Source organism: Vibrio sp. SCSIO 43009 (assembly GCF_023716525.1).
Lineage (GTDB): Bacteria > Pseudomonadota > Gammaproteobacteria > Enterobacterales > Vibrionaceae > Vibrio > Vibrio alginolyticus.
This window is the reverse complement of record NZ_CP071843.1, coordinates 84,254-110,584: the sequence shown is the minus strand read 5'-3', so window position 1 is coordinate 110,584 and position 26,331 is coordinate 84,254. Positions and strand designations below refer to the sequence as shown.

At 46.1% G+C, this 26,331-nt stretch carries 21 protein-coding genes; 15 read left to right on the top strand and 6 right to left on the bottom strand.

Going from position 1 to position 26,331, the window contains the following annotated elements; translation table 11 throughout:
• A complete protein-coding gene (gene hisD / locus J4N43_RS16200) occupies nt 1–1,293 on the bottom strand; it encodes a histidinol dehydrogenase (protein ID WP_005374756.1) in 1,293 nt (430 codons plus the stop codon).
• 289 nt (nt 1,294–1,582) lie between these two features.
• Between hisD and J4N43_RS16195 the strand changes: the two genes are divergently transcribed.
• The 12 genes from J4N43_RS16195 (at nt 1,583) to J4N43_RS16140 (ending at nt 14,784) form a co-directional block, all read left to right on the top strand.
• Complete coding sequence (locus J4N43_RS16195; RefSeq protein WP_053350175.1) at nt 1,583–2,332, top strand: HpcH/HpaI aldolase family protein; 750 nt, start codon at nt 1,583–1,585, stop codon at nt 2,330–2,332.
• Nucleotides 2,333–2,487: 155 nt separating this feature from the next.
• Complete coding sequence (locus J4N43_RS16190; RefSeq protein WP_053350174.1) at nt 2,488–3,444, top strand: LacI family DNA-binding transcriptional regulator; 957 nt, start codon at nt 2,488–2,490, stop codon at nt 3,442–3,444.
• 268 nt (nt 3,445–3,712) lie between these two features.
• Nucleotides 3,713–4,708 carry a TRAP transporter substrate-binding protein gene (locus J4N43_RS16185; protein WP_025768662.1) on the top strand — a complete coding sequence of 332 codons (996 nt, stop codon included), beginning with the start codon at nt 3,713–3,715 and terminating at the stop codon, nt 4,706–4,708.
• 58 nt (nt 4,709–4,766) lie between these two features.
• Nucleotides 4,767–5,330, top strand: coding sequence for a TRAP transporter small permease (locus J4N43_RS16180; protein WP_053350173.1), 564 nt, complete (start codon nt 4,767–4,769; stop codon nt 5,328–5,330).
• Nucleotides 5,327–6,607 carry a TRAP transporter large permease gene (locus tag J4N43_RS16175; RefSeq protein WP_158159426.1) on the top strand — a complete coding sequence of 427 codons (1,281 nt, stop codon included), beginning with the start codon at nt 5,327–5,329 and terminating at the stop codon, nt 6,605–6,607. Before J4N43_RS16180 ends, J4N43_RS16175 begins: the two co-directional genes overlap by 4 nt.
• A 513-nt stretch (nt 6,608–7,120) precedes the next feature.
• Nucleotides 7,121–8,095 (top strand): nuclear transport factor 2 family protein, encoded by a 975-nt coding sequence (locus tag J4N43_RS16170; protein ID WP_053350172.1) that lies wholly within the window; start codon nt 7,121–7,123, stop codon nt 8,093–8,095.
• 49 nt (nt 8,096–8,144) lie between these two features.
• Nucleotides 8,145–9,140 (top strand): nuclear transport factor 2 family protein, encoded by a 996-nt coding sequence (locus J4N43_RS16165; protein WP_053350171.1) that lies wholly within the window; start codon nt 8,145–8,147, stop codon nt 9,138–9,140.
• The gene (locus tag J4N43_RS16160) at nt 9,133–10,866 is read left to right on the top strand and encodes a sodium:solute symporter family transporter (protein ID WP_005374733.1); all 1,734 of its coding nucleotides are present in this window, start codon (nt 9,133–9,135) and stop codon (nt 10,864–10,866) included. Before J4N43_RS16165 ends, J4N43_RS16160 begins: the two co-directional genes overlap by 8 nt.
• A gap of 217 nt (nt 10,867–11,083) precedes the next feature.
• Nucleotides 11,084–12,091 (top strand): LacI family DNA-binding transcriptional regulator, encoded by a 1,008-nt coding sequence (locus tag J4N43_RS16155; RefSeq protein ID WP_005374731.1) that lies wholly within the window; start codon nt 11,084–11,086, stop codon nt 12,089–12,091.
• Nucleotides 12,092–12,236: 145 nt separating this feature from the next.
• Nucleotides 12,237–12,881 (top strand): recombinase family protein, encoded by a 645-nt coding sequence (locus tag J4N43_RS16150; protein ID WP_053350170.1) that lies wholly within the window; start codon nt 12,237–12,239, stop codon nt 12,879–12,881.
• Complete coding sequence (locus tag J4N43_RS16145; RefSeq protein WP_053350169.1) at nt 12,878–14,062, top strand: multidrug effflux MFS transporter; 1,185 nt, start codon at nt 12,878–12,880, stop codon at nt 14,060–14,062. The genes J4N43_RS16150 and J4N43_RS16145 overlap by 4 nt, the downstream gene beginning before the upstream one ends.
• Nucleotides 14,063–14,139: 77 nt before the next feature.
• Nucleotides 14,140–14,784, top strand: a complete 645-nt coding sequence (locus tag J4N43_RS16140; RefSeq protein ID WP_102970221.1) for an START domain-containing protein — start codon at nt 14,140–14,142, stop codon at nt 14,782–14,784.
• Between the two features lie 80 nt (nt 14,785–14,864).
• Here J4N43_RS16140 and J4N43_RS16135 read toward each other — a convergent pair whose 3' ends face one another.
• The gene (locus J4N43_RS16135) at nt 14,865–16,619 is read right to left on the bottom strand and encodes a hypothetical protein (RefSeq protein WP_186436814.1); all 1,755 of its coding nucleotides are present in this window, start codon (nt 16,617–16,619) and stop codon (nt 14,865–14,867) included.
• A gap of 427 nt (nt 16,620–17,046) precedes the next feature.
• Between J4N43_RS16135 and J4N43_RS16130 the strand changes: the two genes are divergently transcribed.
• Complete coding sequence (locus J4N43_RS16130; RefSeq protein ID WP_005374721.1) at nt 17,047–18,000, top strand: M23 family metallopeptidase; 954 nt, start codon at nt 17,047–17,049, stop codon at nt 17,998–18,000.
• Entirely contained in the window at nt 17,904–18,356 is a 453-nt protein-coding gene (locus tag J4N43_RS16125; protein ID WP_080659230.1) for a bactofilin family protein, read from the top strand. Before J4N43_RS16130 ends, J4N43_RS16125 begins: the two co-directional genes overlap by 97 nt.
• Before the next feature lie 88 nt (nt 18,357–18,444).
• Here J4N43_RS16125 and J4N43_RS16120 read toward each other — a convergent pair whose 3' ends face one another.
• Complete coding sequence (locus tag J4N43_RS16120; RefSeq protein WP_158159427.1) at nt 18,445–21,195, bottom strand: M16 family metallopeptidase; 2,751 nt, start codon at nt 21,193–21,195, stop codon at nt 18,445–18,447.
• 364 nt (nt 21,196–21,559) lie between these two features.
• On the opposite strand from J4N43_RS16120, the gene J4N43_RS16115 reads away from it, so the two are divergent.
• Nucleotides 21,560–23,446, top strand: a complete 1,887-nt coding sequence (locus J4N43_RS16115) for a methyl-accepting chemotaxis protein (RefSeq protein ID WP_053350167.1) — start codon at nt 21,560–21,562, stop codon at nt 23,444–23,446.
• 117 nt (nt 23,447–23,563) lie between these two features.
• Here the strand turns inward: J4N43_RS16115 and fecE are convergent, their stop codons facing one another.
• Genes fecE through J4N43_RS16100 form a run of 3 tightly spaced genes read right to left on the bottom strand, consistent with a single transcriptional unit; the run spans nt 23,564 to nt 26,258 of the window.
• The gene (fecE, locus tag J4N43_RS16110) at nt 23,564–24,328 is read right to left on the bottom strand and encodes a Fe(3+) dicitrate ABC transporter ATP-binding protein FecE (protein ID WP_053350166.1); all 765 of its coding nucleotides are present in this window, start codon (nt 24,326–24,328) and stop codon (nt 23,564–23,566) included.
• 2 nt (nt 24,329–24,330) lie between these two features.
• On the bottom strand, nt 24,331–25,302 hold the full coding sequence (locus J4N43_RS16105; protein WP_005383459.1) for a FecCD family ABC transporter permease: 972 nt from the start codon (nt 25,300–25,302) through the stop codon (nt 24,331–24,333).
• On the bottom strand, nt 25,299–26,258 hold the full coding sequence (locus tag J4N43_RS16100) for a FecCD family ABC transporter permease (protein ID WP_370687806.1): 960 nt from the start codon (nt 26,256–26,258) through the stop codon (nt 25,299–25,301). The genes J4N43_RS16105 and J4N43_RS16100 overlap by 4 nt, the downstream gene beginning before the upstream one ends.
• Nucleotides 26,259–26,331: the final 73 nt, after the last annotated feature.

The following is a 26,331-nucleotide window of genomic DNA, read 5'->3' as shown; positions in this document are numbered from 1 at the left end:
TTACGCCTCTTCCACTTTGCCTTTGTAACGGCGCACACGAATATCCGCTTGCTCTTTGTGGCCAGCAAAACCTTCGAGTGCACACAAGCGAGAGCAATACTCACCGACTTTGAGGGACGCAGCTTCCGTTACACGCTGGTAAGTACAGGTCTTGATAAATTTACCTACCCAAAGACCACCGGTGTATCGCGCCGCTTTCTTCGTTGGCAGTGTATGGTTGGTACCAATACATTTGTCGCCGTAAGAAACGTTGGTTTCACGACCTAGGAACAAGGCACCGTAGTTGGTCATATTATCTAGGAAGTATTTAGGATCTTCTGTCATCACTTGCACATGTTCAGATGCAATATCGTCTGCCACTTCCACCATTTCTTCGTAGCTATCACACACAATCACTTGTCCGTAATCTGCCCACGCTTTACCCGCGACTTCAGCCGTTGGAAGAATGGTTAACTGACGTTCAATTTCTTTGATGGTTTCTTGCGCAAATGTTTCGCTATTGGTCAACAATACAGCGGGAGAGTTGTAACCATGCTCAGCCTGACCAAGCAAGTCTGCCGCTGCCAATTCCGGGTCACAGCCTTTCTCATCAGCAATGACCAAGGTTTCCGTTGGCCCTGCAAACAAATCGATACCAACGCGACCAAACAACTGACGTTTTGCCTCTGCCACAAATGCGTTACCCGGCCCTACAATCATATCGACTGGCGCAATAGTCTCTGTACCAAGAGCCATTGCACCTACCGCCTGAACACCACCGAAGCAGTAGATTTCATCCGCACCCGCCATTGCCATCGCAGCGACAATCGCGACGTTCGGCTGGCCGTTAAACGGAGGCGCACAAGCAATAACACGTTTTACGCCCGCGACTTTCGCCGTCAGTACACTCATGTGAGCGGATGCAACCAATGGGTATTTTCCACCAGGGATGTAACAACCCACGCTGTTTACTGGAATATTTTTATGCCCCAGTACCACACCAGGCATGGTTTCTACTTCGACGTCTTTCATTGAGTCACGTTGAATTTGAGCAAAGTTTCGAACTTGTTGCTGAGCGAACTCGATATCATGACGAGTCGATTCATCAAGCGCATCCACACAGGCTTGGATTTGCTCTTCTGACAGGCGGAATTGCTCCGGCGACCAGTTATCAAACTTTTCAGACAACTCACGTACAGCGCTATCACCTTTCGATTCAATATCAGCAAGAATGTTTTCAACAATCTGACGCACTTTTGCGTCGTTTGATGCTGATGCTTCTTCAGTGATTCCGTTTTTTAAAATGCGTGCCATTGGGTTTCTCCTTGAACATTGAGGCTGACGAACGGTTATTTTTATACTTTTGGATACGAATGCAAAATCAGATTAAACACTTAATTAACATTTGACAAGTTAAGTCAACAAACCACAAAAACATTCCTTAAGCCTTTGTATTTATTAGTTTAAACAAATAAAAGCAAGTAATAAGGACCTTAATTAAGTTTAATTTTTAATCAAAAATGAGTTTTAGATCACATCATTTTTACTCATCATTTACATTTCTACATGTTAGTTTTTGCATACCTTTGCAAAGGAGAGAATCATGAGCAATTTTAAACAACGTCTGAATCAAGAAACGATATTAGGTACATTTGTTAAAACCCCTCACCCTCACATTATCGAAGTATTGGCACTGGCAGAGTTGCCTTTTGTGGTACTGGATGCAGAGCACGCACCTTTCGATCGCTCCTCGCTTGATCTGTGCATCATGGCGGCCAGAGCGAATGAGCTCGCGTGCGTGGTACGAGTACAAGACAGCGCTCCTTCAACCATTTTGAACGCGCTTGACTGTGGCGCGGCGGGTGTACAAATTCCCCATGTTTGTACTGCTGAGCAAGCGACGCAACTGGCGAAAATCTGCCATTACGGCGAAGGTGGCCGAGGGTATGCTGGTTCCAGTCGAGCAGCGCAATACGCCACTAAGCCCATGGTTGAACACTTAAAAGACAGCCGTGCGAATACGATTGTCATTGCACAAATTGAAGACCCTCAAGGGGTTGAAAATGTTGAAGCGATTGCCAATGTTGAAGGAATTGATGCGCTCTTCATTGGCCAAGTTGATCTCACTGTCGCTTATGGTGCTGATAGCGTTCATGATGAGAAAGTCGCACAAGCAAGTATGCGAGTAATCGAAGCGGCCAGAGCCGCCAATAAACCTGTTGGCATGTTTGTCGCGACGGCTCAACAAGCTCGGGAATGGCGTGAACTCGGCGTTAGCTTCTTTTGTGTTGGCTCTGAACACAAAATGATCATTGATGGCTTCAAGCAAGAGAGAAATGTGATGAATTCTTGAGTTTTCTCTGATATTTACGCCTTATCAATGTAATGCTCTAGACACAGAAATCCCCTAGCCCATACACTCAACTCAGCACGTATGAGAAGGTTCAATGGCCTTAAATAAGGAGTATCACCATTAAAGCGAAAGTAACTTCGATCGACGTCGCGAAGATGCTCGGCGTCTCTCAATCGACGGTATCTAGAGCATTCAGCCCGACTGCGAGTATTAGCGAGAAGAAACGCAAAATGGTGATGGATGCCGCAGCTAAGCTCGGATACACACCGAATGCCATCGCCCGAGGTCTGATTTCGAATCGTTCAGGCTTAGTGGCGATTGCGTTAGATAGCGAATCAAACCCAATGTACGACATGCAATCTCGTGCTTTGGCTGTCGAAATTCAAAAGCGAGGCGGACAAGTTGTGCTTTGCCCTATCGACAAGGACGACCTCGATCTCGCCATTTCACGCGCCATTGAATACCAAGTGGACGGACTCGTTATCGCCACCAGCCGTTTAACCTCACGCGCGTTTGCCCAATGCGAAAAGTTTGGCGTTCATTTAAGCTTGATCAACCGCTACGCCGAAGGCATTAATGCCAACAGCTCTGGTATTGATAACCGATTGGCGGGCCAACAAGCAGCCGAGTATTTAACGCAGAAAGGCGCAAAACAGTGTGCTTATATCAGTGGCGATGCTGGCTCCATGACCAGTGAAGAGCGTTGGCTGGGTTTCTCTTCAAAGTTGCAAGAACTCGGCTCCCCATCACCAACCTTTATCCAAGCCAAGTACAGCTTTGAAGCAGGCTTAGAAGCAGCGAAAGCGATCTTGTCGCACACTAGCAAACCCGATGCAATTTTTTGTGCAAACGACATCCTCGCCATGGGTGTGATGGATGGCTTGCGACAAGCCGGAACAAAGATCCCCCAAGACTTCTCTGTGATGGGTGTAGATAACATTCCGATGTCTGCATGGCCGAGCTATGATTTGACCACCATTGCTCAACCAGTCGACAAAATTGTTAAACGAGCGGTTGAAGACTTGATGAATCGAATCAACGGCAACCTGGATGCAACTGGCGAATACCTTTTCGAGCAAGGCACCTTGATCGAACGTAGTAGCACCATTTAATAAATCCATTTTTATTCATTCTTCATAAAACAAAATGCCTTGCTTTCGAGTAAGGCATTTTCTGTGATCGCGATTAAATTTTCACCAATCGTTATTTAATACCTCATCAATTCATCAATCTTGTTATTGACTTGTTACTTTAATGTTTTATTTTGGATTCGTATGCAAAATGGATATGAATTGCTCAACTAATTTATAAAAACATAAAAAGTTGTGTGACTTGCCAACGAATGCCCATGGCAGGTCATACCAGAAACAAGGAAGAACGATGAAGAAAGCAATCCTTACTTCACTTACCGCATTGGGGCTTGCATTTAGCAGTATGAATACGTTTGCAACCAGTGTTATTCGTCTTGCTCATGACAGTCAAGAAACCTCTCCCGTACACAAAGCAATGCTCTATTTCGAACAAGAAGTGGAAGCTCGCTCAAACGGTGAGATAGAAGTTGAAATCTATCCGGCAAGACAACTAGGCGATGTGCGTGAGACGACTGAACTCGTACAGCAAGGCAACTTACAAATGACGTTTGGTGCGTCAGTTTTACTCTCTCCCTACGTCCCAGAGTTTAACGTGCTCGACGTGTTCTACCTTTTTGATAGCGAAGAGCAAGCACACAAAGCGCTCGACAGTGAGAAGATCGGACAACCATTGTTGAATGCTATGGAATCAAAAGGCTTTCATGGACTTGGCTTTATGGAGGTCGGCTTTCGTAGCGTGACCAACAACAAACAGCCAATTGATAGTATTGAGGACCTGAAAGGGCTAAAGATTCGCTCGGCATCTAACCCCACTCAAATAAGCGCGTGGAAATCTATTGGTACTGCGCCAACACCTCTGTCTTGGGGAGAAATTTTCACCTCGTTACAACAAGGCCTGATTAACGCTCAAGAAAGTGCTATCTACTCTATTTATGCCGAACGTTTTTACGAGGCACAAAAGTACCTCTCTTTAACTAACCATATATACACCAACTACGTGTTGTTCATGAACAAATCGTTTTGGGATTCACTGCCGGCCGCACAACAAGCGCTGATCAGTGAAGTAAGCAAAGAAACCATCGCAAAACAGCGTGAGCTCGCCGCTAAGCAAAACCAAGAAGTAATCAAAGAGCTCGAAGCAAAAGGCATGACGGTTAACATCGTCCCAGACGAGGTACGCAGCATCATGAAAGAAAAAATGAATGCAGCCGTGTACCAAGATCTGCGTAGCAAGACAGGTGAAGACTTGTTTGACAACGTGATTGCCGAGATAGAACGCCTATAACTCCCACTCTTTTGCACGATCTGGCAACAGGTCGTGCTTTCTCGTTTTGGAGGTGAACATGAAGTGGTTTCGCTTACTAGGCAAATACCTAGAACCAACCCTTATCGTTATCGCGATCTCAGCGATGACAACTTTACTGTGCTTGCAAATCGCCCTACGCCTGTTCGATGCAACGATCGCGTGGGCTGAAGAGCTGGCTCGTTATTTATTCGTATGGGCGATGTACCTGAGCATCAGCTACTGTATCCGAGATGATCGACACATCCGCATTCGTGTGTTCATCGATAAACTTCCGGGCAATTGGACGCAATTCAGTTTGATTGTCTCTGATCTTATCTACCTTGCCTTTAGTGCCACTGTCGCCTGGTTTGGATTTAAGGTTATAAACCGCAGCCTGCAACTCGGTCAGATTGCACCCGCAATGGAAATTCCTATTGCGTGTTTGTATGCCTCTGTTTTAGTTTGCGCACTATTAAGCTGCGCGCGCCTAGTGACAAGCATTTATCAACGTGTGAACGCGTGCTCCACCAGCAATGAACGAGTTCGCTTTTCTCGCCAACGCTATCGCCATATCAAAGCAAAGTATCGTACTTCTAACCGACTATTGGAGTTTAACGCATGACGTCTGCACTTTTGTTTGGCAGCTTTGGTCTGCTTCTGCTCATTGGCGTTCCGGTCGGTATTGCTCTGGCGGCAGCCAGTATGGTCGCGATATTAAGCCTGCCATTCCTTAACATCGAGTTTTTAGTACAAGGCTTGGTGACAGGGCTCGACTCCTTCCCTCTCCTCGCCGTCGTTCTTTTTACCTTAGCAGGTAACCTTATGAGCCAAGGAGGGATCTCAAAACGATTATTGCATGTGGCGGAGGTCTTCTTTGGCCACTTTACTGGCGGGCTTGGTATCGTGGCCATTGTGGCGTGTATGTTCTTCGCATCCATCTCTGGTACAGGGTCTGCCACTGTTGCCGCTATCGGCCTGACGATGATTCCTTCGATGGTGAAGAAAGGCTACGACCGCAGCTTTGCAGGTGCTTTAATCGCGTCCTCCGGCGGAATTGGCGTCATTATTCCACCCTCTGTGGTGATGATCGTCTACGCGATCACTGCTGAAGTCTCCGTCACTAAGATGTTCATGGCGGGAATCATTCCTGGCTTGGTCGTCGGTATGGTATTGATCGGCTATTGTCTAATTGTGTCAAAAATGCGGGGCTACACAGGTAACGAGCGCAAAGCGACCTGGGCAGAGCGTCTTGATGCGCTAAAAGAAGCCAGTTGGGCAATGCTACTACCCGTGATCATTCTCGGCGGTATCTATTCTGGTATCTTCACGCCTACCGAATCAGCCGCCATCGGAGTTCTCTATGGCTTATTCTTTGGCATGTTTGTTTATAAAGAACTCAAACCAGCGCAAGTGGTGAAAATCATTCTAGAGTCGTCACTGTTAGTTGGCGCTGTGCTCGTCATTGTGGGTGCGTCCGTGACGTTTGGCCGCATATTGACCCTAGAATGTCTGCCGACTGAAATTGCTCAGTTCATTCTATCGATTACCGAAAACAAACTTCTGATACTGCTTTGCATCAATGTCCTGTTGTTGCTCGTCGGTACCTTTATGGAAACGCTGGCGGCCATTGTTATTCTCACGCCAATTCTGCTACCCATAACGTCAGCACTCGGCATGGACCCCGTTCATTTTGGGATCGTGATGATCGTGAACTTGGCCATTGGCTTTGTTACGCCTCCTCTGGGTGCCAACCTGTTTATGGCAAGTCAGGTAGGCAAAGTACCGATAGAGTCGCTCTCTAAAGCCATTATGGGCTGGATTGGGGCAATGATAGTGGCCTTGATGTTGATTACCTTCATCCCTGCCATCTCGCTATCATTACCTGCGCTTTTATCCTGATCGTTGCACTCATAGAGCGCTTATGACTGTTATAGCCACTAGATAAATACCTTTCTAGTGGCTTATTCGTTATCTACTTCCGATTTAATAAAAAAGCCTTTAAGCATTCGTATGCAAAAGGAGAATTTGAAAGATATAAGGATAATTGACACCAAAATAGCTGAATATTAGCGATAAAGTCTATTTGGGTGCCTTGATCTGCATGATTATCAGTTTTGGCTTAATCATTTGTTTCCATTCAAACAGATCAAAATAAATTAAGCGATTAAAAAACAATAAGATATTAGGAAATTCATACAAAAAACTTTGACCTCCTTTCTTATTAACACGTCTCGATAAGAGATAGCTTCCATCTCTCCTGTACTTTTTTAGTTTATTTTCCGCTCAATTGTTAAAAACCTGATCATCAGCACGCTATTTAAACAATCGAAAAACAATCCGTTGACAAAATGGCAACATGATATATTTTGAATACGTAATCAAAACATAATTATTCAATTACGGAGGTGATTTATGGCCATGGTTGGCTTCGATGAAAAGTGGCGTGATTTTCCCGACTACATTCTTGGTATCACAAAAGAGATTTGGGAAGACCGAGGTTTAAACACCTTAGAACACTACTACTCTCCCGACATTGTTGTGCGTACTCCACTCTCTATCGTTCAAGGAAACGAAGGGGTGATCAGTGCAACAATGGCGACACTGGCCGAGTTTCCCGATCGCACGCTATATGGCGAAGACGTCATTTGGTCAGGCACCCCGGAACAAGGCATGCTTTCTTCTCATCGAATCATCTCTACTGCAACACACAGTGGCAACGGCTTCTACGGGCAAGCCTCGAACCGCAAACTTCGTTTCCGTATTATCGCAGATTGCCACGCTATCAATAACCAAATCAATGACGAATGGTTGGTTCGCGATCAAGCCGATATCGCGAAGCAACTGGGCATGACGTCAGAAGAGTTTGCACGCCAACAAATCGAATTTGAAGGTGGCGTGGAATCAAGCCCATTTCCGTTCACACCTGAAGTCGACATTCCTGGACCTTATTTGGGCGTAGGCAACGACAACGAATATGGTCAGTGTTATGAAGCAATTCTCAGAAGCCTTATGAATGCCGAGTTCTCAATAGTACCGAAAGAGTACGACCGCGCTTGCATCGGCGAATACACTGGCGGTCAAACTGCCCTATCACACTCGGAAGTCGATCATTTTTGGATGGTACTTCGTGCGTCTTTCCCAAATGCTCAATTTACCGTTCACCATCGTATTGGCCGAGATGACGACATGATGTCACCACGCGCGGCAATTCGATGGTCTTTGCACGGTAAGCATGAGGGATATGGGATGTTTGGTAAGCCTTCAGGAAAAGAGGTTTACATCATGGGGATCAGCCACGCTGAGTTTGGCCCTTGGGGTCTTCGTCGCGAATTCACTTTGTTTGACGAGACCGCAATCTGGAAGCAAATCCTGCTTCAGCAAGGCTAACGGCTGACTAAACACTATTTATTAAAATCACAGACAGTAAGGAAGCAACATGTCACTCAACATCATCGAACAGTTCTACCAGAACTACTTCAAAGCCGCAGACATCGAGCAAAAACAGGCCGCTCTGCAAACTTTGAACCCTGACGTAAAATGGTGCGTGGCGCACCCTGTGAACGATCTTAATGGCCCAGATGCAACCCACGAATCTTTCCTCTCACCACTTGTTAATGCTTTGCCTGACGCCGAGCGCCGACCAATAATTGTTATGCACGGCGAATACGAAGGCCGCACTTGGTACAACTCTACCGGCTACTTTATCGGTACATTTGAACAACCACTGTTTGGCATCCCAGCAACAGGGAAAACACTCTACTTGCGTTACACCGAAATGGTGTGTGTGGAGAACGACCAAATCACCGACTCTTACATGATTCCAGACTTCATCGATGCGATGAATCAAGCAGGCTGCAACCCTCTTCGTAAAAGCTTAGGTCACGATGGCTTGGTTCCTTCTCCTGCAACTTCTAACGGTATTCAACAATCTGTTGTGTCTTTGGAAGAAAGTGAAAAGAGCGCCCAGCTGGTTGAAGATATGCTGTCTTGCTTGGGTCGTTTTGATGGCAAAGATCTTTTCTCGATGGATCTTGAAAACTACTGGCACAATGACTTCATGTGGTACGGCCCTGCTGGTATTGGTACTACGCGCGGTATCAAAGGTTTCCGTAACCACCATCAAGCGCCATTTGTGTTTGCGTTCCCAGATCGAAGTGTCGATATTGAGGTCAATTTTTTGGCCAAAAATGACTACGTATCCACAGGTGGTTGGCCACATATGCATGGTACTCACACTGGTTACAGTGGCTGGCTCGGTCTTGCCCCAACCGGAAAACACATCGAACTTCGCGTTATGGACATTTGGCGACGCGAAGGCGATTTACTGAAGGAAAACTGGGTGGCGATCGACATCGTTCATATCCTGCTGCAACTTGGCTATGACGTGTTTGCACAAATGAAAGAACAGTTAGAAGGACCTAATTATGCATGAGTTTGGCGCACTTAACTGGAGCATCCTTGGGGGATACATCGCCCTCACGCTAGTACTGGGTGCAGTAATCGGAAAGCGAGTCACTTCGGCTAGCCAATTCGCCTTGGGTGATAAGAGCATCCCTTGGTGGGCGATCGGTATTTCTGTCGTTTGTACTTACGTGAGTGCCATGTCGTTCCTTGGCGGGCCAGCTTGGTCTTACAAAGAAGGCCTGTCGGTTATCGCGATTCACCTAAATTATCCGCTGGTGATCTTCTTCATCGTGGCTGTGTTTATGCCGTTTTTCTACAACAACGGTTTAACCTCCATCTACGAGTATCAAGAACGACGCTTCGGTAAGGCTTCACGACTGACTTTGTCGTTTATCTTCCTTATCAAACAAGCATTGAGCTCGGCAGCGGTACTCTATGCGACAGCAATGATTTTAGAGTTCATTACTGGTATCGACGTGATGTACTGCATCATGATCGTCACTGCAATTGCCCTTATCTACACCGTAATGGGCGGTATCGCGGCTGTCATTTGGACCGATGTGATTCAAGCAGTAATCTTATTTATTGGCGCATTCATCATCATTGAAGCCGTTTGGAATGGCATGCCTGCTCCAATGACGGAGGTCATGGCAGAACTCAAAGCGAAAGGAATGACCGATGCTCTACAAACAAGTTTTGACCTAAGCCAAGTAACGACGGTATGGGCCGGCGTTATCGCAATGACGATGTTCCACACCACCGTGTATGGCGGTAACCAGATGATGGTACAACGTTGTATGGCCGCGAAAAACATGGGCGATGCGAAAAAGGCAATGTTGATGATGGGCTACGTGGCCTTCTTTATTTACTTTGTCTTTATCTTGCTTGGTGTCCTATTCAACGCTTATTACGACGGTAAAGAGTTTGAAAACGGCAACACCATCATTCTTCATTATGCAAGTGAATATGGAATGCCAGGCTTGATGGGCATCATTGCAGCAGCGATTCTGGCGGCAAGTATGTCGAGTCTTGATTCCGCCTTTAACTCAATGGCGACGGTGTCAGTGGCTGACTTCTACAAGCGCTTCTACAAACAAAACGAATCGGAAGAGCACTACTTGAAAGTATCGCGCTTCTTCACGGTTGCGTGGGCGATTTTGGTCATCATTCCAGCGATCATGTTTGCCACCAGCACAGGCTCGGTACTGGAAGTGCTGAGTAAGGCAGGCTCTTACTTTGTCGGTGCGAGCTTCTGTATGTTCGTCCTTGGTTTCTACTCAAAACACATTACGGAAAAAGGCTTGTTAATTGGCGTTGCTGCTAGCTTCTTGGTGATTTGGTATGTAGCCGTTGCGACCGATATTGCGTGGCCTTGGTATTGCGTGATTGGAGTCCTTGTGAATGCCGTTGTCGCTTACATTGCTAGCCTTCTCCTGACGGGTAAACAAGATGAAATGCATCTTTACACAGTGAAAGGCCAGCAAGCGGAATATGCTCGTCTAAATAAACCAATCAAGGAAGATGGTTGGTATGTCGTTCCCGGCAAAATCGATGCTCCATGTTATGGCTTACTAGTGATGTTTGTATTCTCGATCGTGATGCTTTGGGGGATCAACGCGTTTACCGACAACGCTCCTATGCTGATTAACTTTATGCGTGGCTGCTCTATTCTTGTCGCTACCGCTTGCATCGGATACATGGGGTATTCACTCCTCTCCCCAAAACGTAAAGTTGCAGTCAAACAAGCAAATTAATGTTCTTTACGTAGATACTGTACGTCCAACAAACGGACAGTATCTACGCTCTAGATCTAGTGCTAGCTCAAAGCAAACCAAATGGGTTAACCCACATTTTGCTTTTTAACACTCCAAAGCCATTATTCTACTTAGGATACCCCGTCAGAACATTTATGAATACGTACCTATTTATGCTAGTCTTACGACCTCAATTACTGGCAACTAAGTTTTATTCATGAAATCAATTAAACACGTAGTCACATCAAAAGATGTGGCAAAGATGGCAGGCGTCTCTCAATCTACTGTATCGCGCGTGTTTGTTCCGGGTAGCTCAGTATCCGAAAAGACCAAGCAAAAAGTCTTTGAAGCGGCTAAAGCCCTTAACTACCGCCCTAACGCCTTTGCACGTAGCCTGACCACAAACGAATCGAAATTGATAGGTTTGGTGTTTCCTGATGCGGATTACCCTATCCATATGAAAACACTGCAATTAATTTCCAGTGAGTTACAGAAAAAAGGTTATTCTGCCGTATTGATTCCATGGCAAGTGGATGAAGAAGAGGGTCACTCAATCCCAAATATCTTCCAGTATCGCGTCGATGGTGTCATTGCCGCTTCCGCAACCTTCAATAAGTCCCTTTATGAAGAATGTGAAGAGTTTAATATCCCAATTGTTCAATACGCACGAGTTGTTGAAGGTACTAGGAGTAGCTACGTTATCAGTGACAACTACGAAGCAGGCCAACAAGCCGCGCAACTTCTGCATAAAAGTGGCGTGAAGAACGCGGTTTATTTGACGGGAGAAGTGCCAACCTTTACGAATGACGAACGCCAAAGCGGCTTCTGCTCTGAATTTGAAGACCTAACCGGCAAGACGCCACGCATCATTGAAGCCAGTTATGACTACGCGAGCTCACTTGATAAAGTCCGTGCCATACTGGCAGACAAAAATCGGCCTGAAGCGGTGTTCTGTGCAACCGATAACCTTGCGATGGCGGTCATGGATATCGCTCGTATAGAATGCGGGTTGAGCATTCCTCAGGACTTACAAGTCATTGGCTTTGATAATATTCCTCAGACAGAATGGTTAAGCTATCAATTAACCACATTCCGCCAGGATTTCCGTCGCCTCGCTCGCGAATGCGTGAAGATCATTGTTGATCAAATTAATACGAAAAACGGAAGCCTAGTAAAAATGATGGTGCCAGTGAAGTTAATCGAGCGACAGACAACAAAAGCTTAAATAGCTATAGCCAGCCATTCGGTTGGCTTTTTTATGTGCCTCTGACTCCCAAACGGCTCATTTAGTGTTGTCAGTATTAATGAACCCATGTATATTTGTGAGCCATTACACTATATGAACCAAACAAAAAAGGCTCATAATCCTTATGACCACGTATCTTTACACTCGCTATTCGCCAAAAAATCGAGCTTACCAAGAGCACCTTAATACTCTAAAAGCTTTTGCGCCCGAAGCTCAGCATTTTGAGGATAAGGTTCGTGGTTGCATGCCTCCAACCGAGAGAGAGGCATTCTTACGACTGCTCGATTCCGTCAGAGCTGGGGATACGATTGTGCTCTGGTGGCTGACCGCATTTGGTCGCGACTTTAGTCAAGCATTGAACACGATAAAAATGCTACTCGATAAAGGGGTAACATTGAAAACCGTATGTGAATCACTAACTTTTGAGCCAGGTTCTGTTCAAACTCAAACACTACTCACAGTGTTATCTGGATATGGGAAAGTGCAGACTGAACATCGCCTGTTTGCCGCAGAGCAAGGGCGACAGGCCATTAAAGAGCAGCCAGAATTATGGAAACAGAAGTTTCGCGGCCGCCCCGCAAACAAAACCAAACACCAACAGATCGCAACGTTACTGCTAGAAGGCTACACATTGCAAAACGTAGCAGAGAAATGCGAAGTCAGTCTATCGACTGTGAAGCGGGTCAAAGCAAAGCTAAATGAAGTGGATGACGAAGGCGGCTTAAGATCACGACGCCAAAAAGGTTGTTTGAATGGAGACCAGTCATGAGTCGCCCAATCAACTTTCATACTATACTACTCGCCTGTCTTATTATTAGCGTTGGCCAGTTGAGCATGGGGCTAGTCATGCCCTCTTTGCCATGGATAGCAAAAGACTTTTCCATCTCCCTCGACCAAGCTCAACTACTTGTGAGTATTTATTTGCTCGGCTTTGGCCCCTCACAATTTATCTACGGGCCAGTGTCAGATGCTTTAGGACGAAAAAGAGTATTACTTACCGGTTTACTCATCGCGATGTCTGGTCTGCTGATGATTATTTTCTTCAGTGACACATTTACAGGGATGGTGATGGGGCGCTTTTTACAAGGGTTAGGTACAGGATGCTGCGCGGTACTCGCGAGGGCGTCGACTCGAGATAGGTTTAGCGGGGATGAACTCCCAGTGGCAATGTCTTACATCGCCATGGCGGCTTCAATCACGCCACTTATTGCACCTGTGATTGGCGGCTTTATCAACTTCCACTTCGGTTGGAGTATGGTGTTTATTTCTCTGTTGGGCTATGTCTCGCTGGCCTGGGTAATCATCGCCTTTAAGTTCACAGAAACCATCGCAAAACGTTCTGTCATTCCGTCACCCCGAAAAATGTTGCTCCAATACAAGAGCTTACTTACGTCTCGTTACTTTATGAGTTTCGCCAGTATCAGTTGGTTAAACTTCAGCTTAATGATTACGACAGTCTCTGTGATGCCATTTATCATGCAAGATCAAATTGGCATGACCTCCGCTCAATACGCGATGTGGGCGCTCATTCCCGCTTTGGGTATGTTATGTGGTACCACGATTTGTAACCGAGTAAGGCCAATTATTGGCAATAAAAAAATGCTGCTTTGCACCCCATTTCTTCACCTCGCTGCCGCAATATGGTTATTTTTCTGTCCTGTTGAGCCTCTATTTCTGATGCTAGGACAGCTATTAATGATCTTGGGTAATGGTATTGCCCTACCTTGTGCACAAGCGATGGTAATGCAACCTTATAAAAAGCAAGCAGGTGCCGCAGCGGCAATGTCTGGTGGTGGACAAATGGTCGTCTCCTCATTGGTCAGCTTAACTCTGGTGCAGCTTGGATTGAGTCAAGCATGGCATCTAGCGATCGTTATCGTAATATTTGCATCGCTTACCTTCACCAACATTCAACGTGGCTTCAGTGCAGAGCAACCTTCAGAACGATAACAAAAAACATACTATTGTCCTTATAGTTACGACAAATCGTATAAACTTAAATTTAGGAAAAGTTGGCGGATACTAACATGATGTTGCATTTAAGAATGGGCGCCTTAACACTCGCCACATTGATATCCGCTGGCACTGATGCGAGCGCCAACGAGAACTGGCAGTTCGAGAGTGACAAGGATGGAATCACAATTTACTCCCGAGAACATAGTGACGGTTTAGTTGAGATCCGTGCCCGGATGTTCACACCCACCAGCTATGGTGCATTTTTAACGCTACTGGAAGACAGTGACAATATCCCGAACTGGATTGACAATGCCAGTCATAGCCGGGTTTTAAATCAGATATCGGCCACCGAGAACATCGTTTACACCCAGTTTAAAGCACCATGGCCTGCCAAAAATCGGGATATGGTCACCTACTCAAAGTACTGGGTCGATGAGCTGGGATTCACCATAGAAATCAAAAGCGCACCTGACTCATATCTTGCTGAACAAAATGGTTATGTTCGAATTCGCTCGGTTGATGCGACTTGGGAGTTACAAAAACTCACAAACGATACAACACTCGTGGAATACAAGGCGTTTGCTGACCCCGGAGGTCTATTGCCAAACTGGCTGATCAACAAACTCTCAAAAGAAAGTGCATGGGCGACATTTAGTAATTTAAGAAAAGAGTTACCTGAATATCAGCAATACTCTCATCCTCAAATAGATGAGTAAGCGTCGCTCTTCCCACTCGCTTTTTAATACGGTACATAATAACAAAAGGCGGCATATGCCGCCTTTTTCTACTCAATGTGTTACTGTTGTGCAACCGTTACAGGTTTAGTTGCACCACGGTAATCAAACTCAAAACCAATACCTTGGTCTGTCACGTCCATCGTCATACCACCAACAAGCTCGCCTTGTAAGCTTTTGACAACATCATCCGGAACCGGCTCCCCAGTGATTGACGACGCACTCTCTAGCACTTCCAAAATACGCTCTGAATCAAAATCAAAGCTGAACAAGCCATTTGGAGAAAGTGATTGCGCCATCACTTCTTTGCTTGCTTCCGCAGCACTATCACCACTGTAAAGGGTGAAATGGTTTTCGTTTAGACGAGCAAACACGTCCACCTTCATGCCAGTATGCATTTCTAATAGCTCACTGACATTAACAGGTTGGTTATCCGGTTGAATTTGCAATTGAGCAAGTTCAGGAACGAACATTTGCGCAGTTTGAATAAGCATCATTGGATCATTGGCAGAAAGAGACAACATACCATCTAGCTGGCTAAATACTTCACCATGCTGAGCATTAGTATCTACTTTGATATCAAACATTTGCAGGCTTAACCCTTTCAGGCCGTTAACCATGCCTGACCCCATGCTTACAGCGGCTGCTGGATTCTGGCCGCCTATCTCTTGCTGCATTTGTGTCAATAAAGAGCATTGGTATTGAGGCTGAGTCAAGTCAGCCCAAATCTGACCAATCGATGGCGCTAGCGTATTAATGTCTAAGCCAAGCGCCATACTAAAGAAACTCTTATCACTTTTAGACTCTGCCAATACACCACGAATCGACTTGAGCGCATCTAGAATCACTTTATTGTTGGACTCAACAACAAAAGAACCTTTAATGAACGCCTGATCGCCTTTCATCTTGTATTCTGCAAACGCGACGGACTGAGGCCAGTTTTCTGCAACTTGAGTAAGCTCAGTATGGCAGGCTGGTGAACGCATTTCCTCAATAGTTGGTTCAGGATCTATTGCATCCAACGTGCTGATTTGACGAGCAAACATATTGCCATCTTTCGTCGTCAAACCTTTAATCACTTCGCGATGATCAAAGTAACCAAAAGAGTTGTTGTTTTCACCGTATTTGGCTTGCAACGCCTCAAGGCGTCCACTGTCAGCAATATTTTGACTTGGTGCTTCAAGCCCTAATGCCATTTTAATCGGGTTTTGAACGCCCAGTTGCGGAACATCAACCGTTAACGTAAGCACGTTATCAACCACGGCTACAACCAAGCCAATACCGTCCTGCGGGTCAATTGAATCAGTCATCTCGTAACGACGATACTCGACGTCACCAAGCTTAACCAACTCATGCTTAGCGCCGCTCATCTGCTCTTCATGATCCAGTGTTTTCCATAACGCGGCAGGGTCTTCAATATCCACTTTGTACACCGGTACCATACCAATTGTGTACAACACAGGATTAATGTTTTCCCCGGTGCCCAAATAAGCTTTTAATGTTTCTGGCGACGCAGCACTCTCTAGGTACCCATCGAATAAGTTAACTGCAAACTGCTGTTGTGGAGACAGTGGTTCATCGGCAAAAAGTTCTGCAATCGAGCCTTGATTCGCCGTACCGAATGCGTTCATGTATTTATAATGGTTAAAAGGTTCAGTCTGATACGTCACCATAAGTGAATCTGCAGGAACTTGCGTTAACAGTGAGCCTGCATCACTTGTGGTAGTATTGTTTTGGTACAGGTAGCCAGCGCCCCCTGCAGCTGCGACCACCGCTGTAGCCAATAGTAGTTTTTTCACGACCAACTCCGTTGTCATAGTTATGTGTTCCTAAACGAAATGTAACGCTTAGGTTTAAAGCCAATGAATAGTGCTTTATATCAACCGCTATCATAAACAAGTTATCGATGTAATGAATGTCGGTTTGATAAATTATCCAACATTTATAAGGCAAACCGTGAAGTAAGTTGAATTGCGTGCGGATGCTATTGGCAATATTCACAATCCAATTTCTCGGATAACCGCCTTAAAAATCATAATATTCAGTTAAATGAAGCGATTTGGAGTAATTACGACCAAAATCAGCAGAATATTAAATCTTTATTGAGTCTTTTATCTAATATCTGAAAACGCCTCACGACCTGACACTTCTTTCCAATTTGCCTCTGGCAGTCCCTACTCGTTTTCCTTACATTCCTACTAACTCAGTGACGAGACGTATACCAAATACGAGCAATAGAAGACGATGAAAGACCAGTTGACGATCTCTATATCAACTATCAATGGCTCAAGACATTGGTACTTCAGTAAAAGGATGCAACGCAACATAAAAACGTTTTTCGTTTTTTTTGTTGTTGCTCTGGCCGCGACCGTAATCTTAATTCATCACTTGTACACTCGCGTTGATAATGCAGCGTTAAAACAAGCTGAATTGACAGAGCATTCACGCACCATGGGTGAAGAGCTCAGCACACTGAAAACACTTAAATCAGAGCTAGAAAATGACCTTTCAGAACGGGAAGAACGGGTACAACTTGTTTCGGAACGTTTGGGTGAATTAGAGAAAGTGCTTGGGGTTGGGGAACATACCTCGACAAATAACTTGGATGCTAGGCTCGATGCAGCAGCGATAACCTCAAACGTTCGCATGGTGTTATTAAACCAAATACCAAGTGGCTCTCCAGTCGGCAACGTACGACTATCTTCCGGATTCGGTAAGCGTATCCATCCGGTGACAAAAGTTGCCAAGATGCATCGTGGGCTCGATTTTGCCGTAAATATCGGCACCAAAATTTATGCCCCTGCCGATGGGGTAGTGGAAGTCACCCGCCGCAGTAATAAAGGCTCTGGTAACTTCCTCAGGCTACAACATTCTTTCGGTTTTTCGAGTTCTTATTCGCACTTGAAAGCGTTCAAAGTAAAAAGTGGTCAGTTCGTCAAAAAAGGGCAGCTGATTGCAATTTCCGGCAACAGTGGGCTCTCTTCTGGCCCTCACCTGCATTACGAGGTGCGATTTGTTGGGCGAGCACTGAATCCGAAACCATTTGTCGATTGGAGCCTTAATGATTTCGAAGACATTTTTACTAAGGAGCGAAGAATACGATGGGAATCTTTAATCAAAACAGTGGAACAACGAGTAGCTCAGCAGCTTCAACTCTCATCGCCAAAGGCTGTTCTCTTAGCGGAGAACTCAAAGTAGAAAACGATGTCCAGATTGATGGCATCGTCGATGGTCAAATTAACGTGGAAGGCACTCTCGTTGTCGCAGAAAGCGGGCGAGTAAACGGTGAAATTTACGCTAAACAGCTGATCATTAACGGCATGATGGACGGAAACTGTCACGCAGAACACATTCAAGTGCTTGCCAAGGGACGCGTAAGCGGTAGGATCTGGAGCAATAACCTCAGCATTGAACCTGGTGGTAAATTCTTTGGTGAAGCAGCTGAATTACCTGAAAAAGAAGTGGTAACGCTCAAGGGTAAGGCTCAAGACAGTGCGAACACAAAAGAAAACAACACCAACAATGAAAAGCGACTTGCGCGTAAATCAGCATAAAACGCTTTGATTAAAGTGCTTAAAAAAGACGGCTTTCACGCCGTCTTTTTTATTACTATTGCCACGATTTTCGTCAGAAACTACGTGATTATTCGGCCGGATTTAAAACCATCACCGAGCGTTTTGCTTGTGGACCAAAAGCTGATTTTGCATACGCTTTCACTTCATCTAACGTCACACTCTTAGCCACTTTCTCAACGTCAAGCAACACATCGACGCCGTAATCATGCACCAAATAACGAGTATATGCCCATGATCTCTGTGCTGGGTTGTCATCCAATCCTTGCATCGCGACTGCCAGTTGTTTCGCGGCCGTATCCACTTCTTTTTGGGTAATATTTGACGCTAAATCATCAAACACTTTGCCCAGTTTACTCTCTAAAAGTGCCACGTCTTCGGGCTCAACTTGAGACTCCAAGAGCCAATCAGAGATGGGTTCGCGATCTTGTGTCATGGTGTAAATGCTCGGGCTGTAATCAAGGCTAGACTCTTCTCGCACAATATCCAAAACACGTGCATTACTAATACGTTGCAAAATATCTTCGATAACCGTGTCTCTTGCCGTACGTTGGTAGTCGCTCGTATTAGTCAAACGCATTACATACAACGATGAAGGTTCATGCCCATCCGCAACCACAGTTCGCTCCGGCACTTCCGGGTTAAACGCAACGTGATAATCAATCGAACGACTCGGTTTCATTTCGATAGAGGCCACATACTTACGCAAAAGTGGTGTAATTTCTTCCGGCTCTACGTTTGCAACAATAACCATCTTAAAACCATCATTGGTTTTGAAAAGTTGCTCATGCACCGCTAGTACCTGCTCGGAAGTCACTTGTTCAACATCATCACTGGACACTATACGATGACGACTCCCCGGCAAATAAGAATTGCCGTTTGCTTTTTGAATCAGTTTTCCCATCGGTGATTCAAAAAAAGCGCCGCTCTGCTGTTTAAACTCTTGCTTCGCTGCTGCCATCTGGCGCTCGTCGACTTTAATCTCCGTCGCTAGGTTGTATAGTCCATTCAAAGCATCAGTTAGGTGCGTATTTGGCGCCGTAATTTGTGCTCCGTGACTGGTCGCATCAAGCATCGCGCCAAGCGCAATGTTGTTTTTGCGTAAGTAGCTATCTAGCTCTGAACCAGAAAATGCCCCTAACCCACTGCGTATTGCCGTTGTTGCTGCGATTTCATAAGCGGCATACAACGTCGGATCAACAGCGGCTTTACCACCTTGGCTCGCATAGTAAATATACGCTCGACCACCCGCTTTAGTATCTTTTTGGAACCACACTTCGACACCGTTTGATAGCGTATAGACTTGAAAACCACCCGCTTCCTGACGCATGCTCGTGATGCTGCCTTCCTGGGTAGGCTTTAAGAATCCATCCACTTTGTCATACATCTCTAACGGTTTTTCGCCAGTTTGAAGATAGGCACTGTTTAGAGCGGCAAATACACCATTGAACTGTTCTGACGTTTCGCTTTTCCCCAAACCAATAAAAAAGCTTGGCTGCTGAGATAACAAAGCCGCCAATTGTGTGTTAATGCTCTCTAAATTCTCGTTGTTGATGAATTCTGTCAAACTCTGGGCATAATTCTCTTTTGATTGGCTGACACTGTCTTGTCCAATTTGAAAAACACGTGCTTCTGCGTAACTGTTTGGCTTACGCAGACTCCAATCTGAATCAATATTTGCAAGTTCACCTTGCCAATTTGACATAACGCTATCTAACTCGGATTGAGTCGCACCATAATCTCTCAACGACGCCAAGGTACGAATGAAAGTCTGGTGCATTTGTTCGCGGCGATCTGGTGCAAACGAAATCCCTGCCGACATCATACGCTGATAGTTAGAGTAATAGGGCTCTGCATAAGCGTATTGAAAAGGTTCAGCGGCATCACTGAGTACACGGATCAAACGCTGTTGAATGAGTTGTGTTGCGACTTCATCACGCCACACTTCATGTTGTTGCTCAATCGTCGTGCCGCCACTTAGACCACGCTCAATCACTAAATGAAGACTTGGTGATTCCATCGTGTTACTTGGCAAGATTCTGTTTTCGTTGTTCACTCGAATATCGCGGCGCTTCTCTATTACCGTATCCGAGGTACTTTCCCAGTTCGAGAACTTGCTTTTGATAATCTTGGACAGTGAATCTACGTCGATATTACCGGTCACAATCAACTCGGCATTTTGTGGCTGGTACCACTTGTCGTAAAACGCCTTTAACTTACTCGAGGAAGCATTTTGAATCGCTTCGCGAGTACCTATTGGGTCATGCTCACCATACATAGTGCCTTCAATCGAGGCTTGGTAAGCATGCATAGAAAAGGACTTATCATCCGGATTAGCACGTCGCCATTCCCCGAGAATCACCCCTTTTTCTTTCTCTACTTGCTCAGGAGCAAACTCAAGTCCGTTACCGATATCTCTCATCCACTTCAGGGCATCTTCTAGCTTCGTATTATTCGCAAGGTCAAGTTGGTAAGACGTTTGCTGATAACTGGTAAAAGCGTTGATATCAGCGCCAAAGCTACCACCAGATTGCTCGAAAAGTTTGACAACGTCGTTACCGGTAAAATGCTCACTACCATTAAACGCCATATGCTCAACAAAGTGAGCGTAACCCTTTTGAGAAGATGTTTCTTGGAATGAGCCGATATTCATCACCAAACGGACCGAGACTTCTTGGTCTTCTGTTGGATAAAGATGGTATTTCATACCGTTCGATAACTGGTCCACGTGCCAGTTGGCGTCAGGTTGAATCGGCGTCGACTGTTGTATCAGAGCACACCCTGACACTAATAACGCGGGGACTAACAATATACTGCGCATAACGATTGCCCATAACAATGATTAAGCTAATCAATATATATCCGGTGCTATAACCTTCACATTTTTAATGGATTGTCAGACACGCAAATGTGATAAAGATCACCATTTATTGAAATCAATTCTCATTTACAAAAATCGACAAATCCTTACTTTACAAATACATAAAAAATATCGTTCCAAATCCTTTTGCTTATTTGATGTAAAACTCAAATTCGCGACATGGAGTCAGTATTTATTTTGAGCAATAAAATATAATTATTGAACAGATTCGAATCTGACTTTCTGCTGCATATTCAACAGCACAGAGAGTACTGATGAGAATAAAAACACAACAACTATTATTCAAAGATCTACTATTCGCTTTATGTTCAAAAATCTATCACTAAAAAACAAACTGGCAATCTCTGCCAGTGCCGCCATCATTCTAGGGGGAGTGCTGGTAGAGGGGCTGTCTTTTCGAGATTCATTAAACAGGCTCGATGTCGAAGTCGCACAGCGACTAGAAAGCACTAGCGCATCTTACAATCAATACGTAAAGGACTGGCTACTCTCTAAAGAGCGCGCACTAACTTCACTCTCTTCTGATTCAGAGAAACGTTCTCTGGTTACGCATTTGAAACAAGTCCGAGACTCTGGCGCGTTCGATAACGTTTTCCTCGCTTACCCGGACGGGTCACAAGACAACGCTAATGGGGTGGTTTTGCCACCAGGTAATAACGATCCTCGTAAGTGGGGTTGGTATACCAATGCAATCGCCAACCCATCGAAAGTCTTTATGGATAACCCAACCGTCGCAGCAGCCACGGGGGCTAACGTCGTGTCGCTCGGTAAAGCCCTGCAATTGCATGGTCAAACCGTCGTTCTGGGTGCTGACGTAGAGATCGGTGATATCCTGAACAGTCTGAACCAAGTGATCCTACCGGGTGAAGGTTATATGTTTATTGCCAATGAACAGGGCAATATTTTCACTCATAACAACGGTAAACTGCTGAATCAACCGGTTAGCAAGCTAGGCCTCAACAACAACGACATTACGTCTGCCGCACGTTCAGGTACAGAGCGTCGCGTCTCTATTAACGGCACCGAATATGTGATTTACGCGCGCCACATAGAGGGTACCAAGCTCACAACAGTGACGGTGTTAGATCAAAACTCGTTGGTTGCCCCACTCTACGATGCTGTTTGGGATCAGATCATCGCAACCACCATCGTCGTCGTTATCTGCGTAGCTTTGTTTAATCTGCTATGTAACATCTTGTTCCGTCCGCTCTACAACGTTTCGAATGCGCTTACACAAATCGCAAACGGTAGCGGCGACCTAACTCAACGCATCAAAGTAGAAAACCGTGACGAAGTTGGTGAGCTGGCTGAAAACTTCAACCAGTTCGTTGAAAGTTTGCAGCAACTTATTGGTCACATTCGTCACCAAGCGGAAGAACTGAGCCAACAATCGGAGCTGAGCACGAATCGCGCGAATCAATCGGTTTCCGATCTGAACCATCAGCAACAAGAAATCACGATGGTGGCGACCGCTGTGACTGAAATGGCATCGGCAACGCAAGAGATTGCAGCACATGCAGAGCAGACGGCTAAAGCCGCTCAAGACTCTTCAGCGAGCACACAAAATGGTCATGAGTTAGTGATCAACTCCAAGTCATCCATCAACAATTTGTCTTCTGAAGTCAACCAAGCGAGCGTTGTCATCGGCGAGCTCAACCAGCACGCGCAAGACATCTCAACCGTACTATCAACGATTCGAGACATCGCAGAACAAACCAACTTACTGGCTCTGAATGCGGCGATTGAAGCGGCGCGTGCAGGTGAACAAGGTCGCGGTTTTGCCGTTGTTGCAGACGAGGTTCGCGTGCTATCACAACGCACACACACCTCAACCGAAGAGATTCGCTCGACGATCGAGACCTTACAGCAAACCACACAACGCGCTGTGACCATCATGGATACAAGCTCTCAGCTCGCGCAAGGTTCGGTGGAAGATGCAGATCGCGCAGCACTGGCTCTGGATGAAATCAACGCGGCCGTTGCGCTGATCAGCGATATGGCAACGCAAATCGCGACCGCCGCCGAAGAGCAAACGCACGTAACCAATGAAATCACGCAAAATGTCACGTCCATTAAAGATGTGACCGATCACTTGGTAGTTGGTGCCGAAGAATCGATGAATCAATCTGCTGAGCTGAAATCGCAAGCTGAGGATCTCAACTCGAAAGTGGCGACGTTTAAACTGGCTTAAACGCCACATTAAGGACGCTCTTAAAAACAACAAACCCCGCTAGCAACTTTGTTACTAGCGGGGTTTGTTTTTATGGATCGACGTTTTTATTGCAGATAGCTTTCCAAAGACGTAAACCTACACCGCCACACACATCGGCGTGCCTGAGATTGGGTCATTAAATACTCTCGCTTGTAAATCAAACACCGATGACAACATGCCTTCTGTCATTACCTCTTGCGGTGTTCCCTGCGTGACTAACTGACCATTTTCCAACACCACCAAATGATCGCAGTAACGGCACGCTTGGTTTAGATCGTGCAGCACTACCACCACTGTTTTGCCTTTGTCGTTCATCTGCCTCATGAGTTTCATCAGCTCAACTTGGTGAGAGAGATCCAAGTAAGTGGTTGGCTCATCAAGCATCACTACGTCGGTATCTTGCGCCATCACCATCGCAATCCACGCCCTTTGTCTTTGACCACCAGACAACGATTCAACCGGCTTATCAGCAAACTCAATCACGCCAGTATCTTGCATTGCTTGCTCGACCAAGGCTTTGTCTTGTTGACTTAACCGGCCCCAATGAGAGAGGTAAGGCGAGCGGCCATATTCGACCAGTTTTCTGACTGTAATACCTTCAGGACTGACAAGAATCTGCGGCAGCAAAGACAACGAACGCGCCAAGCGTTTATCACCGTAGCTGCTTAGTGGTTTGTCGTCATACAACACTTGGCCAGAAGCGGGTTTATTGATGCGTACCAAGGTTTTTAATAGTGTCGATTTACCGCAACCATTTGGACCAACTAGTGCGGTAATTTTACCTTGAGGAATCGACAAAGAGAGATCTGGAATGATGGTCTGTTTGCCGTACGCGACGGATAAGTTCTGCGTTCGTAACATGCTTACCAACCTCTATAACGATACAAAAGAAAAATGAAATATGGTGCGCCAATAACAGATGTCAGCACTCCCGCTGGTAGCTCAATTGGTGGCTGTAAGCCTCTCGCTAAACCATCGGCGCAAATCACCAACAAAGCGCCAAGGGTTGCAGCGGCTGGAATCAACAACTTGTGGTTGTGGCCAAACAGCAAACGCGCAAGATGCGGCGCAAGCAGGCCAACAAAGCTGATCGTGCCTGCCACAGACACACTGATACTCGCCAATAGCACGGCAGCAATCAACGCAAGAATTTGGATCTGTCTTGGTTTCGTGCCAAGTGTAGTGGCGCTTTCTTCTCCCAGTCCCATAACATCTAGCCGCCAAGCCAGCCAAAACGCCAATGGTAGTAGCAGCAATAGAGCACTCCAAATAAACGGCACTTGTTGCCAATTTCGTCCCCACAAACTGCCGGTTAGCCATACCATCGCCGTGTTGATTTCGATAGGGTGCACAATCAGAAGAAAATCGATACCGCTGGCTAAAAATGCGCTGACAGCAACACCAATCAGCGCCAAACGTGCTGGTGTTGGTTTCGACCAGTAAGCCAGCACAGCAATAAAGCCAGCAGCAAGCAAGCCTCCCGCCATGGCGACCATCGGCAACATTGCCACTGGCGCATTCGGATACAGCACCAAACAAGCGGTAGCCGCCAGTCCTGCTCCGGCGCTTATCCCCATTAAATCTGGTGAGGCAAGTGGATTACGGATGACGCCTTGAACTAAAACGCCTGACAGCCCCAACCCTGCGCCCACGCCAATGGCGAGCAACATTCTCGGTAATCGATATTGGTGAATCACAAAGTCCGAGTCAGAGAAAGAAAACAGCAATGCAAAAACCTGTTGAGCCGACATGTTCGCCGCACCAACAAACAGCGTGAGAGAAGACGCAATCAGCAACAATCCAACTAATGCAAACAGTTTGGTTTGATTCATCATGATGATTTCCTCATTGCAATCGCGATAAAGCAAGGTGTGCCCAACAGCGCGGTAATCACGCCCACTGGCGTTTCAGCCGGAAAGGCAATCGCGCGTGATAAAGCATCTGACCACGTCACCAATGCCGCGCCACACAAGGCGGAAACCGGAATGAGAATGTGATAGTTGTGACCAACAATCGGGCGTACCAAGTGCGGCACTAACAACCCGACAAAGCCAATTGGCCCAGCAATCGCTACGCTAGTTCCTGCCAACAGCACAACCGCTAAACCACTGATAAATCGCGTAAGACGAATGTTACCACCTAGCCCAACAGCAACTTCGTCCCCCAACGCGAGTAAATTTAAGTTTCGCGCTAAGCCCATGGCGAGCACCAAACCTAAAGTCGCAAAAGGCCACAGTTGCTGCCACTGTTCAGAATCTACCGCGGAGAGTGAACCCGTTAACCAATGCAACACGCTGTAAGCCATGTCATCCGCCAAAATTACCGACGCACGAGTTAACCCTATCAGCAGTGCACTGATGGCAATGCCCGCTAGCACTAAACGCAATGGGTGAGAACGCGCGGAAAAAAAACCGCCCAACAACATGACCGCACCACCACTTAGTAGCGCGCCGAGTACTGCGTTGATGATTGGGTTCAATTGACTAAAGAATGGTACGCCGATGGACGCCAAGGCCATAAAACAAGCCGCACCAGCATTAATGCCGAGAATGGATGGCGACGCCAAAGGGTTACGAGTTAATCCTTGCATCAGCACTCCGGATACCGCAAGCGAAGCGCCAATTAATAACCCAGCATAGGCACGAGGCGCACGCAGCGTCGCGAGGATTTGATGCAGCATATTGCCCTCATCAAACGCAAACCAATAGCTTGTCAGATCATTAACGCTCAAAGAAAAGTTGGACCAGCCAATCATTGAGGCTGCATAGCCTGAGAGCGTACACAACGCCATAGCACAGACAAACAAGCTCGCTTTCCAATGCGATTTGCTAACCGAAGACGCGCTTTCCGAGCTTATCGCCGCA

Bases quoted from the DNA above. Each gene is read 5' to 3' on its own strand.
- hisD (WP_005374756.1), bottom strand. From the start codon at position 1,293: ATGGCACGCATTTTAAAAAACGGAATCACTGAAGAAGCATCAGCATCA.
- J4N43_RS16195 (WP_053350175.1), top strand. From the start codon at position 1,583: ATGAGCAATTTTAAACAACGTCTGAATCAAGAAACGATATTAGGTACA.
- J4N43_RS16190 (WP_053350174.1), top strand. From the start codon at position 2,488: ATGCTCGGCGTCTCTCAATCGACGGTATCTAGAGCATTCAGCCCGACT.
- J4N43_RS16185 (WP_025768662.1), top strand. From the start codon at position 3,713: ATGAAGAAAGCAATCCTTACTTCACTTACCGCATTGGGGCTTGCATTT.
- J4N43_RS16180 (WP_053350173.1), top strand. From the start codon at position 4,767: ATGAAGTGGTTTCGCTTACTAGGCAAATACCTAGAACCAACCCTTATC.
- J4N43_RS16175 (WP_158159426.1), top strand. From the start codon at position 5,327: ATGACGTCTGCACTTTTGTTTGGCAGCTTTGGTCTGCTTCTGCTCATT.
- J4N43_RS16170 (WP_053350172.1), top strand. From the start codon at position 7,121: ATGGCCATGGTTGGCTTCGATGAAAAGTGGCGTGATTTTCCCGACTAC.
- J4N43_RS16165 (WP_053350171.1), top strand. From the start codon at position 8,145: ATGTCACTCAACATCATCGAACAGTTCTACCAGAACTACTTCAAAGCC.
- J4N43_RS16160 (WP_005374733.1), top strand. From the start codon at position 9,133: ATGCATGAGTTTGGCGCACTTAACTGGAGCATCCTTGGGGGATACATC.
- J4N43_RS16155 (WP_005374731.1), top strand. From the start codon at position 11,084: ATGAAATCAATTAAACACGTAGTCACATCAAAAGATGTGGCAAAGATG.
- J4N43_RS16150 (WP_053350170.1), top strand. From the start codon at position 12,237: ATGACCACGTATCTTTACACTCGCTATTCGCCAAAAAATCGAGCTTAC.
- J4N43_RS16145 (WP_053350169.1), top strand. From the start codon at position 12,878: ATGAGTCGCCCAATCAACTTTCATACTATACTACTCGCCTGTCTTATT.
- J4N43_RS16140 (WP_102970221.1), top strand. From the start codon at position 14,140: ATGATGTTGCATTTAAGAATGGGCGCCTTAACACTCGCCACATTGATA.
- J4N43_RS16135 (WP_186436814.1), bottom strand. From the start codon at position 16,619: ATGACAACGGAGTTGGTCGTGAAAAAACTACTATTGGCTACAGCGGTG.
- J4N43_RS16130 (WP_005374721.1), top strand. From the start codon at position 17,047: ATGAAAGACCAGTTGACGATCTCTATATCAACTATCAATGGCTCAAGA.
- J4N43_RS16125 (WP_080659230.1), top strand. From the start codon at position 17,904: ATGGGAATCTTTAATCAAAACAGTGGAACAACGAGTAGCTCAGCAGCT.
- J4N43_RS16120 (WP_158159427.1), bottom strand. From the start codon at position 21,195: ATGCGCAGTATATTGTTAGTCCCCGCGTTATTAGTGTCAGGGTGTGCT.
- J4N43_RS16115 (WP_053350167.1), top strand. From the start codon at position 21,560: ATGTTCAAAAATCTATCACTAAAAAACAAACTGGCAATCTCTGCCAGT.
- fecE (WP_053350166.1), bottom strand. From the start codon at position 24,328: ATGTTACGAACGCAGAACTTATCCGTCGCGTACGGCAAACAGACCATC.
- J4N43_RS16105 (WP_005383459.1), bottom strand. From the start codon at position 25,302: ATGATGAATCAAACCAAACTGTTTGCATTAGTTGGATTGTTGCTGATT.
- J4N43_RS16100 (WP_370687806.1), bottom strand. From the start codon at position 26,258: ATGGCGTTGTGTACGCTCTCAGGCTATGCAGCCTCAATGATTGGCTGG.